At 33.3% G+C, this 15,302-nt stretch carries 16 protein-coding genes and 1 pseudogene; all 17 read right to left on the reverse strand.

Going from position 1 to position 15,302, the window contains the following annotated elements:
- Positions 1 to 5 precede the first annotated feature (5 nt).
- The 17 genes and pseudogenes from THYS13_RS09060 to flgF all read right to left on the reverse strand — a co-directional run bounded on the left by THYS13_RS09060 (position 6) and on the right by flgF (position 15,291).
- Positions 6 to 1,463, reverse strand: a complete 1,458-nt coding sequence (locus tag THYS13_RS09060) for an FGGY-family carbohydrate kinase (RefSeq protein WP_042834234.1) — start codon at positions 1,461 to 1,463, stop codon at positions 6 to 8.
- Between the two features lie 97 nt (positions 1,464 to 1,560).
- Positions 1,561 to 1,914, reverse strand: coding sequence for a hypothetical protein (locus THYS13_RS09065; protein ID WP_042834235.1), 354 nt, complete (start codon positions 1,912 to 1,914; stop codon positions 1,561 to 1,563).
- Positions 1,915 to 1,966: 52 nt separating this feature from the next.
- Positions 1,967 to 2,413 carry a PTS sugar transporter subunit IIA gene (locus tag THYS13_RS09070; RefSeq protein WP_052210512.1) on the reverse strand — a complete coding sequence of 149 codons (447 nt, stop codon included), beginning with the start codon at positions 2,411 to 2,413 and terminating at the stop codon, positions 1,967 to 1,969.
- 1 nt (position 2,414) lies between these two features.
- Entirely contained in the window at positions 2,415 to 2,729 is a 315-nt protein-coding gene (locus THYS13_RS09075; protein ID WP_052210513.1) for a hypothetical protein, read from the reverse strand.
- Positions 2,730 to 2,743: 14 nt separating this feature from the next.
- Entirely contained in the window at positions 2,744 to 3,373 is a 630-nt protein-coding gene (locus THYS13_RS09080; protein WP_161485937.1) for a class II aldolase/adducin family protein, read from the reverse strand.
- A gap of 96 nt (positions 3,374 to 3,469) precedes the next feature.
- Positions 3,470 to 4,879: a PTS galactitol transporter subunit IIC gene (locus THYS13_RS09085; protein WP_042834237.1), complete on the reverse strand. Its 1,410-nt coding sequence runs from the start codon at positions 4,877 to 4,879 to the stop codon at positions 3,470 to 3,472.
- Positions 4,880 to 5,050: 171 nt separating this feature from the next.
- Complete coding sequence (locus THYS13_RS09090) at positions 5,051 to 7,984, reverse strand: sigma 54-interacting transcriptional regulator (protein WP_042834238.1); 2,934 nt, start codon at positions 7,982 to 7,984, stop codon at positions 5,051 to 5,053.
- 176 nt (positions 7,985 to 8,160) lie between these two features.
- Positions 8,161 to 8,577, reverse strand: a pseudogene (locus THYS13_RS09095) (type II toxin-antitoxin system VapC family toxin).
- Between the two features lie 53 nt (positions 8,578 to 8,630).
- Positions 8,631 to 8,864 carry a type II toxin-antitoxin system Phd/YefM family antitoxin gene (locus THYS13_RS09100; RefSeq protein ID WP_042834239.1) on the reverse strand — a complete coding sequence of 78 codons (234 nt, stop codon included), beginning with the start codon at positions 8,862 to 8,864 and terminating at the stop codon, positions 8,631 to 8,633.
- A 142-nt stretch (positions 8,865 to 9,006) separates the two neighbouring features.
- Positions 9,007 to 9,819, reverse strand: coding sequence for a peptidoglycan editing factor PgeF (gene pgeF / locus THYS13_RS09105; protein ID WP_042834240.1), 813 nt, complete (start codon positions 9,817 to 9,819; stop codon positions 9,007 to 9,009).
- A 25-nt stretch (positions 9,820 to 9,844) separates the two neighbouring features.
- Positions 9,845 to 10,000, reverse strand: a complete 156-nt coding sequence (locus tag THYS13_RS14415; protein WP_201035677.1) for a hypothetical protein — start codon at positions 9,998 to 10,000, stop codon at positions 9,845 to 9,847.
- Between the two features lie 106 nt (positions 10,001 to 10,106).
- Positions 10,107 to 11,225, reverse strand: a complete 1,119-nt coding sequence (locus THYS13_RS09110) for a DUF362 domain-containing protein (RefSeq protein WP_042834241.1) — start codon at positions 11,223 to 11,225, stop codon at positions 10,107 to 10,109.
- Between the two features lie 23 nt (positions 11,226 to 11,248).
- Complete coding sequence (murJ, locus tag THYS13_RS09115) at positions 11,249 to 12,814, reverse strand: murein biosynthesis integral membrane protein MurJ (protein ID WP_042834242.1); 1,566 nt, start codon at positions 12,812 to 12,814, stop codon at positions 11,249 to 11,251.
- Between the two features lie 12 nt (positions 12,815 to 12,826).
- Complete coding sequence (gene fabZ / locus THYS13_RS09120; protein WP_003868981.1) at positions 12,827 to 13,255, reverse strand: 3-hydroxyacyl-ACP dehydratase FabZ; 429 nt, start codon at positions 13,253 to 13,255, stop codon at positions 12,827 to 12,829.
- 105 nt (positions 13,256 to 13,360) lie between these two features.
- Positions 13,361 to 13,696: a rod-binding protein gene (locus THYS13_RS09125; RefSeq protein WP_042834243.1), complete on the reverse strand. Its 336-nt coding sequence runs from the start codon at positions 13,694 to 13,696 to the stop codon at positions 13,361 to 13,363.
- Positions 13,697 to 13,719: 23 nt separating this feature from the next.
- A complete protein-coding gene (flgG, locus tag THYS13_RS09130) occupies positions 13,720 to 14,520 on the reverse strand; it encodes a flagellar basal-body rod protein FlgG (RefSeq protein ID WP_042834244.1) in 801 nt (266 codons plus the stop codon).
- Positions 14,521 to 14,535: 15 nt separating this feature from the next.
- On the reverse strand, positions 14,536 to 15,291 hold the full coding sequence (gene flgF, locus THYS13_RS09135; RefSeq protein ID WP_042834245.1) for a flagellar basal-body rod protein FlgF: 756 nt from the start codon (positions 15,289 to 15,291) through the stop codon (positions 14,536 to 14,538).
- Positions 15,292 to 15,302 lie beyond the last annotated feature (11 nt).

Below are 15,302 nucleotides of genomic sequence, written 5' to 3' on the forward strand. Positions count from 1 at the left end.
AAAATTCACTCCTCTAAAATATAACCCTTTTCTTTCATTAAGCGAATAAATTCATGATATTTTTCATCGTACACTTTTACCAATTTACTTTCTGGTTCTACTATCTTTTTTAATCTAACCATATTTGATGCTGCATCAAAAATATCATTATAAAAAGTCTTAGAAGCTGCTATTATAGCACTTCCCATAGAAGGTTCACTAATTTCCGGTACAACTAATTTTTTATTCAAAATACTAGCTCTTATTTTTAGCCATAGTTCACTTTTTGCTGCTCCTCCAGTGACAAAAATTTTCTCATTAATTGACGCTCCTAAACTTCCCACTACGTTATAACATAACCTTTCAATTAATCCTACACCTTCCAAATAACCAAGATAAAGTTCATACTCGTTTTGATAGTAACCTCGAATAAAACCTTCAGCATCAGAATCAATAAAAGGAAATCTTTCTCCTTTTCTAACCAATGGATATATAACCAAACTACTAGGCAAGTATTTTTCCGCTTCTTGATTCCATCTTTGAAAATCAATACTTGGAAATACCTTTTCTAAACATTCCCCACCAGTATTACTAGCCCCTCCTGGCATCCATAAACCCTCTGGATGAAGGTGTGAATAAACTCTACCTTTCGGATCTATAATTAAATCTTTGGTAATTCCTTTAATAACTAAAGTAGTACCTAGGATAGAATTCCATTCCCCTTCTTTTACAGCACCAGAAGCTATTTGTCCAGCACATCCATCTGTCATACCAGCTACTACTATAGTATTTTTTAAAAGACCAGTTTCTTCAGCAATTTCTTTTGATAAAGTTGAAATTTTACTTCCTGGTTTAACAACATCAGGAAGTTTCTTTATATCGATCTGTAAATCTTTATATATGAACTCAGGCCATTTATAATCTACTAAATCAAATCCTGTTTTCAAAGCGTTAGAATGATCAGTTATATTATAAATACCTGTTAAAATTCCGATAATAAAATCCGTCTGGTGAACAAATTTTGTTGTTTTAGAATAAATGTCTGGTAAATTATTTTTTATCCATAATATCTTAGGCAAAGTGAAAGAAGAATTAAAAGTATATCCAACTTTTTTAGAAAATTTCATAGCAATTTCTTTAATTTTTTCTGCTTCTCCTGTTGCTCTTGAATCATTGTACATTATGGCATTCATGAGAGGAGTATTTTCTCTATCAATAGCTAATATTGTTCCAGAGGTACCATCTACAGAAATAGCCCTAATCTCTGACAATTTATATCCTTGTCTTATTATATCTTTTGATATCTCTTTCAAAGATATTTTCAATGTTTCTTCCCATTCTAGAGGGTTTTGTTCTTTCCACCCTTCTTTTAAATTTGAAATCTCTGTTAGCTTTTTATTAATAAAAGAAATTTTTTCTCCCTTTTCTGTCACAGCTATCGTCTTTATCCCTTGTGTACCAATATCTATACCAATAAAAATCATACAAAACTCCCCTATTTTTAAAATTGTAGCAGATATCCTTTGTTGAATATCTGCTAATTTCATACAGTTTTTAATTCTTTGTCTATCCTTCTTTCAGTTAACGTAGTCTTTCAACTTCCATCTTTTCTGCTTGAAAGACTCTTTGCAAATATCCTAATTCTTCACGAGCTGCTGACATTAAAACTCCTACATTTGTAAGCCAAGAAAAATAATAAGTAAATTTAACTTTATCTTGAGCTATTTGTTCCACAAAAACACGCCTATAAAGAAATTTCCAATTTACTAATCCAATAAATGTAGCCATTTTACTTCCTTTTTCCCACCAACATCCTTTTTCTGTATCATTTAAAAAACGGTAACCTAATTTTTCTGAAAAAACCCTCCTAACCCCTTTTAAACCCTCATTACGAAACCAGGGAGAATAGAAAACAACTACAAAGTACCGGCCCACAATACCACTCTCCAAATAAAATTTGTTAATTTTCTTTAAAGCTTAAGTAAGGTTACACTGAAATAAAATTTTTGATATAAGCCGATATGTTTTCTAAATTCCCTGTCTTTATTAATTTTACAAATTCTTCATTAGTTAAATTTTCTGTAAGTTTGCTTAAAAATTTCAGATATTCATGCGAATCTTTTATCACAAGGGCAAATATAATATCTACTTCTATCTCTACATCGGGTTTATCCATTCTGTAAAAATGAACAGAATTTAAAGGTTTGACCACTACTAACACATTTTTATTAGCGAAATTTACCTCCGTATGAGGAATAGCCACTTTTAATTCCTCATCAACATACAATCCTGTAGGAAAATACTTTTCGCGCTCTAATAAAGATTCTTTATAGCCTTTTTTTACAAATCCTTTTTCTAATAATATTTCTGCTATGTGCGACAATACTTCTTCCCTATTACCTTCAACTTCTTCTGTAAATATTAAAACATCCATATTAGTCACCTACCTTACTAAGAGCTTGTTCGACCTCCTGCATAAATTTATCTACCCCTATCATCGTCATTAAAGGTAATCCACTTAAAACTGGTAAATCTGGAGGTAAAGCACCTTTTGAGAAATTACCTGCTGTAATAACTACCAAATCAGGTTTTTTTACTTTCACGGTGTTTGGCACCTCTGACACTCTCATAGTCTTAAGTTCAGCTTCTATGCCTTTTTTCTTTAAAAGATCTGTCAATCTATCTTTTACCAAATTTGCAGAAGCTGCCGCAGAACCACAAGCTACATATATAAGGTATTTTTTACTCATTCTCATATCCCTCCTTATTTTTCCCTTACATATTTTTCTATTACATCTTGTCTTTGAAGTTCAGTGAGTTCAGGCATACCTCCAAATAATTTACCGGCAAAAACCATCTTTGCAGCTTCTTCCAATACTTCAATACGCGCAAATGCTTCAAACAAATTTTGCCCCACACTAAATACTCCATGATTTTTCAACAAAACGATATTGCTATGTTTCAAACCTTCTACTAATTTTTCAATGGAATCAACACCTGGAGTCGCAAAATCTACTACTGCTAATTTACCAATCATAACGACATATTCTGGAGTTACACCCTCAGGTAAAAAACCTGCAGAAATCATACCCACTGCAGTTGGCGGATGCGCATGAACTAATGCATTAATATCTTCGCGAGCTTTATAAACATTTAAGTGATTTATAGTTTCACTAGAAGGTATTCCCTTATCTAAAACTTTACCTTCTAGATTGACTTTTACTATATCTTCAGGAGTTATATTCATTTTATCTAATCCAGAAGGTGTTATAAGAACATAAGATTCTTCACGACAAATAACACTGCTATTTCCTCCTACACTAGATACCAAACCTCTCATATAAAGTCGATTCATAATCTCACAAAGTTGTTCCCTTAGTTGCCTTTCTTTCACTTCCATTTTCCTCAACCTTTCTTTTGCGAGAGACCCGAGGGATTATTCTCGGGTCTCTCTTAAATATTTTCTATTTCCAGTGCCTTAACTTCATCATTAATTAGCTCTTACATCTGCTTCTGCATCTGATTCCATCTTTTGAACAATTTTAGCAGGTTGATCTTTAGCATAATACCATGCTAGGAAATACAAGACCCCAATAATTATAGGTACTGTTGCCATAGCCGGTTGCCCTGAAGCAAAAGCTACAATAGGCAGTATAATTATAAATGGTAAGATATGTCCGCCCGCATCCAAAGAAGATACTAACACTACCCCAGCAGGGATAGCATAATTTATTGCTTTAGCAGCATCTGTTAAAGGTACAGCAAAAGCATTAGTAATATACATTACTAAAATCACACTCACAAGGCCATTTAAAAAAGTTTTTATTACATTACCTCGTGAAGCAGCCGCTGCCCACATTACAAAAATTGGAATAATCGCTAGATCTGCTAATGGCAGAATCTTATTACCTGGTATGAAGGCAAACAAAATTACTAAAGGTAACATTAAATAACCTACAAAAATGGAGGTAGGATTAGCTAATCCAATAGGACCTGCATCTATACCTATATAAATCTCTCGATTTTGGAATCGGGTAGAGCGGGCAAAATATTCAGATATTCCATTTGCAATAGGTAAGAGCCCTTCCATTAAAATTCCAATCATTCGCCCTTGTAAAAGCATCAATGCCGATAAATAAATCCCTGTCTTAAAAACATCTACCGCTGATTGTCTTCCTAAAATACCAAGCAACACACCCACATAGAAACCAAGCATTATGGGTTCACCAAAGACACCAAATTTTTTCACCAATCCTTCTGGATCTGCCTTTATGTTTTCTAAAGAACGTATACGAGAAAAAATCAATTTTTCTAATGCCAAATTAACAGGAGCCCAGTTAACAGTTTCTGTATGAGGAAGTGAAGTTCCTGGAATGTTGAAGTAACGCTGAGCCAAAGGAGCTGTCCAATCTGCCAATTTTAATATAATTATTTCTACAATAATAGCTACAAGATAGGCAAGCCAAATGTTCTTTGTCCACATATACACCATCACCGCAGAAAAAGCCCAATGCCAATAGTTCCATACATCCGCATCAAATGTTTTTGTCCAGTTCAATAGTAACAAAATGATATTTACTACAAAAGCAATTGGAATTATCGCGGCAGATATTGCAACACCCCATGTGATTGCTGCTGTTAATGGCCAGCCAACATCAAGCCCTTTTAAACTAAGTCCAAAACCTTTAGCAATAGCACCAACAGTTGGTCCCACAGCTCCAAACACTGCTCCCAAAACAGCATTAATACCTATAAATGCAACACCTACTACCAAAGCTGCTCTTGCACTTTTACCTACAGATTGTCTAAAAATAAGTGCAAGCACAAACAAAATTATGGGCATCATCATCGCAGGACCATAATTTAAAATTTGTTGGACTATACCTTTTAACCCTTCCATCTTTACCTTTTAACCTCCTCCCTAAAAAATAGTTTCCCTTTACTTTGAAAATTATAATGCTCTTTTGTTTTTCCAATACCCCCCTTCTGTAATTTTTTTATTATCAAAGAACCGAAAATAAGGTCCTTGATAAACCTTTTCTATTGCTTTCTTTTGCAAGTACCATGCCAATTATTTGGTTGAAATTGTACTTTTCAAAATTATATTTTTAATTTCTGTGGAACTTTTAGCTGTTTTTAAGTTTTCTATAATCTTATCATTTGCTATAAATTTATATAAATAAGACATATATTCTTTCGAATCTTCTTTCAACGCTATCATAAAAACTAAATCGACTTCAAATTCTTCCTCCCAATAAATTGGTGTCTTTAATTTAGCAATTGCAATGGCAGGTTTTATGACATGTTCTGGGTAACCATGAGGTATAGCAATCCCTCCTTTTAAAAAAGTCGCCCCCATAGATTCCCTTTTGTATACACTTAGTAAAAATCTTTCATCTACATAGCCTTTTTCTTGCAATATCTCCACTAACTTATCAATAACATCTGTTTTTAATAAAAACTCTGAATCATACAAAATAAGGTCTTCATGTATTATTTCCTCTAAAGGATTTTCTTTTTCTAAATTGACAATTTTTTTAAGCTTTTCAATCCCTGTGCCATGTAAAATATCTTCAACAGATATAAAAGGTATACTTTTTATGCCGGGATTTATTGTACCAACAAAAGCTACCACTTCATTTTCTTCTCTTATTTTCGAAATTTCTTTTTCAATATCTTCCTGCCTAAGCATTCCAACAGGTATTATTTTGTAATCATCTTTTAGTTGTGGTAAGACATCTTCAATATATTTCTTTATTTTTAACGCTGTTCCCTCTCCTGTAATACATACAGTTACAATTGCTTTTGGAAGCTTATCTTTACTCTTTATACCTTCAACTCTTCCTATATATGTTTTATCTACATCTAACGCATCTGCTATCTCATCTAAATTAGTATCCGGTATAATAGCTCTTCTGACAGCTTCCAATACCATAACAGTATCTACTCTTCCTACCACTCTTGTAGGTATCCCTGTCCTTTTGGTTATAATTTCACCAAAAGTAATTAATGAACCCATGTCAACCAAAATAATGCAGCCTTTGCCTTCGTCTATTCTTTTTACTACTTCAATTGTCCTCTCAAGAACAGATTCTGGACTTTCATCAAGGGCCATATCTATACCGACTGCATGATTTACCCCTAAGAGTTTATTTGCCACCTCTGCCATGCCACTTGCAACATGGCCGTGCGTAAGCACAACTACGCCCACTCTGCCTTTAGTTATTTCTTTGTCCCCTGAGAATGTCCTTAGATACATAGCAATAAAGCCCACTTCTTCATCAGGCAGCTGTATTTTTAATTCTTTGTTAATTTGTTTTGCCATAATTTTAGCAATAGAATACTCAACAGGATATTCTTTCACTATGTTTTCAAGTTGAGGATTAATTATTGGTTTGCCGCTTAATATTCTTTCATAAGCAGCACTTAAGTGTATAGCAAGGGAATAAAAGAGATTATCCTCTAAGTTTTTAAAACTTTTTTTAGCAATCTCGTATGCTTTTTCAACAGCATTTATAATTTTTTCTCCTACTATGTTTGTCAATTCTTTTTTTGAAATTGTTACACTAGATCTTACATTTACAGCAAATTTCTTCAACTCCGCTTCTATCTCTTTCCCGAGAATTTTATCTATCTCCTCTCTTGCAAGTCCTTGCCTTTTTAAGTCAATAAACCTTTCTTCTATAAATTGATATATTTCATCAGGCAGCATATATCTATCTTCTTTCGGATATAACTTAATTTCCTTGTCAGGGTACACCACAATGTCTTCTTTTGAATACCTTTCTATTTCAGGATCTCTTTTGTTTACTCTGATTATCCCCATTTTTACGTGGTTAGGTAAATCTGAAAGGTCTATTGTCAATGAAGAACTCTTACTTCCTAATGAATTTAAAAAGCTCCTCGCACAAGCAACTTGAATATCGCTCCTTAGCTGCCCTATATTCCCCGGACAGTCATAAAGCATAAGAGCTCTTACTGCCTCTTTTTTCACAATAATTGATTTATTAATTCTAAAAGATTCTTTTGAGAAAAAGTGATGTATAATTTCATATCTTTCTTGGGGAGGTCTTTCTGAAAGAGAAGGAAGTTCTATTACCATAGGAATTCTTCTCCTAAAAGTAAGTAATAGCGAAGATTCAGGATTTTCAGTAGTAGCAGCAATAAGCATAATTTGTGCCTCTCTAGTACTTTCTGTTTCCCCTAATCGTCTGAATTTTCCTTTGTCCAACAAATAAAAGAGTATCTCTTGTCCTTCACTTGGAAGCCTGTGGACTTCGTCCAAAAACAAAATTCCACCATCAGCTTTTTCTACCAATCCCGCTTTTGCAGTATCAGCTCCTGTGAAAGCACCTTTTACAAAACCAAAAAGTTGCGCCATGAGTAGTTGTGGATTATCCGCATAATCAGCACAGTTAAAAACTACAAAAGGCGCATTTTCATTAAATCTTCCAGACTCTATGGCATAGTTGTACATTGCTTCAGCCAACTGGCTTTTCCCAGATCCTGATGGCCCTACTATTAAAGTATGAAGTCCATGAGGAGGATAAAGTACTGCAGCTTTTGCTAGGCTTATCTGCACTTTAAGGCTTCCTTCGCTTCCAATAATCTCTTTAAATGAGAGTAAGCTTTTAGCTGTTTTAGGAGTTTCAAAATTTACATTATCGTTTTTAATAGTACTTTGTTGCACTAAATTATCTGCAATTTTATCTTTTAAAATTTCCTTTTTTATTTGTGTAGCTACAAAACGAGAAATATTATATCCTAAATTATTTAATTGTTTTGTCAAATTTCTATCTGAAATATTTGGGTCCTTTGAAATTATTTTTTTTGCAGCTTCTAAAAGATAGGGTTTTCTTCTTTCTCTTGAGTCGGGAATATTATTTTTCAGTCTAAATTGTGTCACATCTTCTCTTTTAATATTGAGAATTGCGGCTATTTGGTCATCTGTTAAAGGATTCTTTTTATCCTCTTTTTGTATAATTTCAAAAATTCTATCAATCATGGTCACAAGCCTCCCTTCAATGTATATTATGCAAAAAATATACCATAAATATGGCAGGAATTGTAGCGGAATATTTAGTAAATTGCATAAGTTGTGAACAAAAGTTTTTAGATAAAATAAAAAAGACCTTAATAGGTCTTATGACATAAAAAGTATGGTAGCATTTGTATTAGTTTTTAATTTAAGCCCTCATTGGATAAAAAATCTTTTGGTGATATTGCTTTATTAGTTATTTTTTGGAATTACTCATCTCTTGTAATAATCAAATCACCCTTTAACTTTTTCAAACATTGCATTTGTAAAGCATCTTTTAAATCTCTAAACTCCTTAAAATTCATTGCTTTCTTTATATCATGTTTTGTTATACTCACTACTTCTACTATACTTAACAAAGCTTCTAATGCTTTTATACTTTCATTGTGAGAAAGGTTTTTATTTATGAAATAATATATATCTGTAATTGAAAAAGCAGCTAAATAAGCATTTATCTTTTTTTCTTCCGCTAATTTTAATATGTTATAAGCATCTACATCAAAGGGAGTTCTTTTCAATAAAACATCAAGAATAACGTTAGTATCAATTAACACTTTCATCATTTAACTTATTATACCCATATTGTTATTTAACGGGTAATCTTACCTCCCCTTTAATTGTATTTATTTCTTATTCTTTCTTCCCGTATTTGCTCAGCCGTTATATTTTTGTCAGGATAGTTAGATAAAATTCCATACAAAAAATCTGCATTTGGTGTACCTTCTTTTTTTGCTGGAATAAGTTTCGCAACTTCACGGCCATTTTTCGTTATAATAATTTCTTCTTTATCAACTAATTCTAAATATTTACCGACTCTTGTTTTGAATTCTGTAGCGCTTACTCTCATTTTTATCACCTCTTTTACTATGCCTATTCTACATGTTATCTAATTTGATTATATTATCCAATATAGAAATAGTCAATATGCAAAAAACATAAATAACCATTTCTTTAACTTATATATTAGAACAAATATCATAAAAGAAAAACTACTTAAGTTCCATAAAAGCTGCCATACTGCCTGTCATGCCTTTGTCCCTTCTATAGGAATAAAATTCACTATTGCAATGTGTGCACATTTGGCTTACTGTAATGTTTTCATCTGGTATGCCAGTATTTATAAGTTCAATGTAGTTGGTAAACTGTAAATCCAGCATCCATTTGCCCTCCGCCTTTTTCACAAGAACTTTTTCCCACTCATCAATAACACCTTTAATTTTATTCGCAACATCATCACCTACTTCATAGCAGCATTTGTATATAGAAGGACCTATCCCTACAAGTATATCTTTGGGATTTGAACCGTATTCTTCTTTCATGGCATTAACCGTTTTAGGCCCAATGTAGGCTAATGTGCCTCTCCATCCTGCGTGTGCAAGGGCAATAACTTTTTTGACAGGGTCTAAGAAAAACAAAGGCACACAGTCGGCATAAAATGTAACAAGAGGAATGCCTCTTTCATTAGTCATAAGGGCATCTACACCAGAGATATCACTTCCACCAAAGTTTTTGCCTTTATCTTCGTAAGTCACCTTTTTTACAACATCACCATGAACTTGGTCTGAAAAGACCATATCTTCATATGAAAAGCCGCCAATATCACATATTATTTTAAAATTTTCATAGACTTCCTTTTTAGTGTCATATCTTTTTAAGCTTAAATTTAAGGAAGCGTATTTGCCTTTGCTTACACCGCCAATTTTAGTAGTAAAAAGGTGTTTGACAAGTCCTGTCTTTTCAAAAGATGGTATTGTATAAAAAACTACTCCTTTTACTTCATTTCTTTTAAAACCTACTTCCAAAATATCAGCTCCCTTTTATACCATGTTAATTATTTTTTTCTCTTTTATCTTTGTTATTTTTTTTATCATCTTTGATTCCAAAAATTTTGTCTGTCCATCTGATAAAAGCTATTTGCACTAAAAAAAGCAATACCACTGTTATCACAGCAATTATGGGGATTATAACAAAATACTTTTCCATTAAATTTCTCTCCTTTATCTCCCGTTAATTTCTCCTAATTATTATATTACTACAAACGTTACCAAAAATCATTAAAAATTTTAAAAAAAATAGCAGGATTAACCTGCTATTTTAGTTCAACAAGTTCATAATCTCTTGTACCCAAGCCAATTTCTTCGCCATATTTTAATTGTATTTCTCCTTTTGTTTCAGGGTGCAAAGCTTTAAATTTGTCTTCTCCAGGATTCATGCCATATCCCGCTTCTTCTAAAGCTGTGCCTTTGTGACCAAATTGCTGATTTACAAGGTCATAGCTTGCCTGATCTATGGCAACAGGGTCAAAGGAAGCCAATATTCCTATGTCAGGGACAATCGGCGCATCACTCCAAGGCGTACAATCGCAAAGTGGTGTAACATTCATAACAAAATTTATAAATGCAATTTTGCCTTTTTTTGTAGAATAAGCGCCATAAGCATATTCCGTCATTCTCTCTACAAAAGCATCCATATCAGTTCCCCATTGAGGTTTTATGACTCCATATTGACAAATAGAGACGCATTCTCCACACCCTATACATATAGAAGGGTCAATATAAGCTGAACCATTGACCAAAGATATCGCATTTACAGGGCAATTCCTGATGCACATTTGACATGCTGTGCATCCCTTTCCTACAACAGGCTGAACTGTTGAATGCTGCTGTTGTTTTCCTGCTGCAGGTGCACACCCCATAGCTAAGTTTTTGATAGCTCCTCCAAAGCCAGCCAATTCATGACCTTTAAAATGTGACATCACAATCATTGAGTTTGCAAAGAAAATATTGGAAGCAATTTTTACAGTGTCAAAATGCTTTTTATCAATTTTTACTTCTACAGAGTCTTTACTTAAAATACCGTCAGCAATTATTATTGGTGCGTTCACAACAGCATATGCAAAACCATTTTCAATCGCTGTCACCAAATGGTCAACTGCATTTGAACGACTGCCTTTGTAAAGAGTATTTGTATCTGTTAAAAAAGGCTTCCCCCCATAACTTTTAATTTTGTCAACCACTTTTCTTACATATATAGGGTTTATGTAGGCGTTGTTTCCCTTTTCTCCAAAGTGAATTTTTATAGCAACTAATTCATTTTTATTAATAATATTTTTAAAACCCGCTACATCAAAAATTCTTTCTACCTTGGAGGATAAACTGCTACTAGCTTTGTTTGCTCTCAGATTGTAAAAATATACTTTTGATTTCATACAATACCACCTCATTTATAAAATTAATTTCTTACAAGTTTAGAATTTAGAAATTTTATGCCTTTTTTGAAATAAGAAAAAGCAGACTTATCAGTAACCAATACAATAGTGGAGTAAATTATAACTCCCACTAATATAGTTATAAACATGATTATAACCTCATAAATTCTTTTATCTGACGGCATCTTAACAATTAAATTATTATACATAAAATGCACTATCACCCCCATTACAATTGCTGCCAACATTGCTCTTATAAAACTCATAAACATGTATTTTCCGCCTATTTTCCCAAGTTTTCTTTTTAAAGAAGTAAATAAAAGAAAAGTAGCAAATATGGCTGCAATAGAAGTAGAAAGTGCAAGTCCACCTAATTTTAAATATCTAACCAAAATTAAATTAAGTGCAATATTTAGTAATACAGCCATGGCACCATTTATCATAGGAGTTTTTGTATCTTTCATAGAGTAAAAACTTCTGCTTAAGACATCTCTAAGGCCATACGCAGTCATTCCTATGGCAAAATAAAAAAGGGCGATTGAGGTAAGATATGTCGACCTCTCATCAAAAGCTCCTCTTTCAAATAATACTTTTATTATAGGCACTCGGAGTACCATTGCACCAACTGATACAGGTATTAACACGTATAAAATACCACTTACCGCAAAATTTAAACTCTTTAGAAAGCCTTCTTTGTCGTCAGCTACTGAATGTTTCGATAAAACAGGGTATATAACAGTTGCAATTGCTGTTGAAAAAATGCCCAATGCAAACATGTTAAGCCTATTGGCATAATTCAATGCTGCAATACTCCCATCAGGCAAAAAAGAAGCTATTACTCTATCCACATAAACATTTATAGTCTGTATCCCTGTCCCCATAAGTACAGGCATTGCCAATAAAATAACTCTTTTTACTCCCTCATCTTTAAAATCCACTCTAAACTTGATTCTGTAACCTAATTTGTATAAAACAGGTAACTGCATTAATGCTTGTATAAAAGTACCAATAATTATAGAATAAGCTACTATCGTAATTCCAAATTTGCCCCCATATAAAATTGCTACTGTTATTACAATAATATTGTAAGGTATACCAATCATAGAAGGAACAGTGAAATGTTCCATTGACTGAAGAGCACCAGTGAAAATATTAGATGCAGCAATGAGCACCATTGTAGGTAATAATATAGTGGTAAGTTTTACTGTCAACTCAAATTTTTCCCCTGTAAAAGCTGGCGCTACAAATTTTACTATATAAGGTGCAAATATGAAACCTAAGAAAGTTAAAATTACAGTCGAAATTAATACCACACCTAAAAGGTTATTTATAAAATCAAAAGCCTTTTGCTTTCCCTCTTTTTGTAAATATTTGGTAAATATTGGCACAACAGTAGTAGCTATTGAAGCAGTTACCGCCGCAAAAAGTATCATAGGTATGACAGTCGCCATATTATATGCATCCATGGAAACAGATGTACCAAATTGGGAAGCTAAAGCCATATCTCTCAAAAATCCAAATACTTTACTCAGTAGAGTTATTATCATTATTAGGCTAGCCACTTTTACAGTTTTTTTAGCCGTTGACATACATACAACTCCTTAATTTTCTTCAGTCATTATAAACATAAGCTCTGCAGTAGCTACAACTTCATCTCCAACTTTTGCAGCACCTTTAGCTTTTACAAGCCCCATCTTTATGGAATCTATTAAAACTTCTAAAACAAGTTGGTCACCAGGCCTCACCACTTTTTTGAAGCGACATTTATCAATACCTGTAAAAAGTCCTAATTTACCTTTAAACTCTTCTATATTCATAACAGCAATACCGGCTACTTGTGCCAATGCCTCAACAATAAGAACTCCTGGCATTATAGGATTGTCTGGAAAATGCCCCTGAAAAAAAGGTTCATTAGCGGTCACATTTTTTATTCCAACAGCTTTTTTACCTTCTTCAATTTCTATTATTCTATCCACTAATAAAAAAGGATATCTATGAGGAAGAATTTTTCTTATGTCTTTATTTTCCACTCTATTCTTCACCTCTTTTTAGCGGAATTAGAAGATATGACAAAGCAGTAGCTTATCATTGATTATATCACAAAAAAATGAAAAATAAAAAGGGCAAGTGCCCTTTCAAACTTTTTTAGAAAGTTGATTATATATTTGGTCAGCCAGTCCAAAAGATCCTTTTTGAGCCAACATTTCAGCATATTTATCATATAACATAGAAGTAAAAATATCATTTGCTAGACTATCTCCTGTCAATGGATCTTCTGGAATTGTCTTTCTCATCTCATTTAACATAAACCCTATAAAAGTTGCCTCTAATTGCTGACATGCTTCTTTAAGCTTTTGACTGTCTTTGTCTTTTATCGCCTGTTGTATTATTCGTTCAAAATAACTTCCATTTTTTTGCAAATCAATTTGAAATTTATTTATATCACTGTTATTTACAGGATTTATTTCCATTCAAGGTCATCCCTTTCAATAAACTATCTTCTCAGATTATTTGCAATTCCCAACATTTCATCAGCTGCTTGTATAGCTTTTGAATTTATCTCATAAGCTCTTTGTGCGGCAATCATGTCCACCATTTCCTTTACAACTTGGACATTCGAAGTTTCTAAAAATCCTTGCATGACTTTGCCCATTCTTCCTTGAAAGTCATCTCTCGTACCAGGCTGTCCTGACGCTTCTGTTGGCTCATAGAGATTACTACCCACACTTAAAAGTCCCTGAGGATTGACAAAATTATAGATTCCTAAAGTAGCTACTTCTTGAGTAGTTCCGTCAGGATTTTTTACGCTTATCACGCCCATTGGTGATACTGATATATCTTTTTCAGTGCTGTCAAAAACTATGGGATTACCACTGTTATCTAATACAGGATAACCGTCGGCAGTTACAAGCATTAAAGTGTTACCGTCAGCACTTAATTTAAAACTCCCATCTCTCGTGTAATAAACTTTGTCATCTGGTCCTAACACAGCAAAAAAGCCTTCTCCATCCAGTGCCAAATCCAAAGGATTCTCTGTCTGCTGGAGGCTTCCTTCAGTAAAATCTTTTACAATTGCCGAAGGTCTTACACCTACTCCTACTTGCATATTGACAGGTTTACCTTGTCCACCATATACGTTTTCTCTTTGCAAAGTTTGGTATATTAAATCCTTAAATTCTGCTCTATCTCTCTTAAAAGCGGTAGTATTCACATTTGCAAGGTTATTCGAAATGACATCTACATTAAGTTGTTGAGCCGTCATGCCAGATGCGGCAGACCACAAAGCTCTCATCATAAGCTTTTACCCTCCTTATACTTTTCCAACTTCGTTAACAGCTTTTCCAAGAGTTTCATCAAAAGCAATTACCACCTTCTGATTCGATTCATAATTTCTCATCACGCTTATTATATTTACCATTTCTTTAACAGAATTCACATTTGATTGTTCTAAAAATCCCTGTTTTATTTTTCCTGTTGCAGGAATAACTTGTACATTGGTACTGTTATCTATAAAAAATAAATTATTGCCCTCCTTTCTTAAACCATCATAATTATCAAAATCCACAATTCTAAGCCTGTCCACCAATTGTCCATTGTTTATTATATTACCCATCTCATTAACAGAAATTTCTCCTTGTGACAACTTTATAGGCCCATTTTCCCCTTCTACAATATATCCTTCTTGTGTAACTAAATACCCATCTTTGGATAAAGTAAAAGAGCCATCCCTTGTATACCTTTGACCATTAGGGGTATTTACCACAAAAAACCCATTGCCATCTATTGCAAAGTCTAACTTACCATTGGTTTGAGAAAAAGCCCCTTCTTCAAAATTTGTATGAAAAGTATCAACTAACACTCCGTAATCTATTCTTCCAATTTTCCCATTAGGAGGGATGTTATCACCCCCATGTCTTGTTACTTCAAAATTTGGAAAAGAGGAAGTAACTACCACATCTCTTTTATATCCTACTGTATTAACATTTGCAAGATTATTCGCCAAAACATCCATTATCTTAGTTTGGGTAATCATCCCCGAAGAGGCAGTGTAAAGCCCTCTTAACATAAAATCACCTT

The sequence above is a fragment of the Thermoanaerobacter sp. YS13 genome, from assembly GCF_000806225.2.
GTDB lineage: Bacteria > Bacillota > Thermoanaerobacteria > Thermoanaerobacterales > Thermoanaerobacteraceae > Thermoanaerobacter > Thermoanaerobacter uzonensis.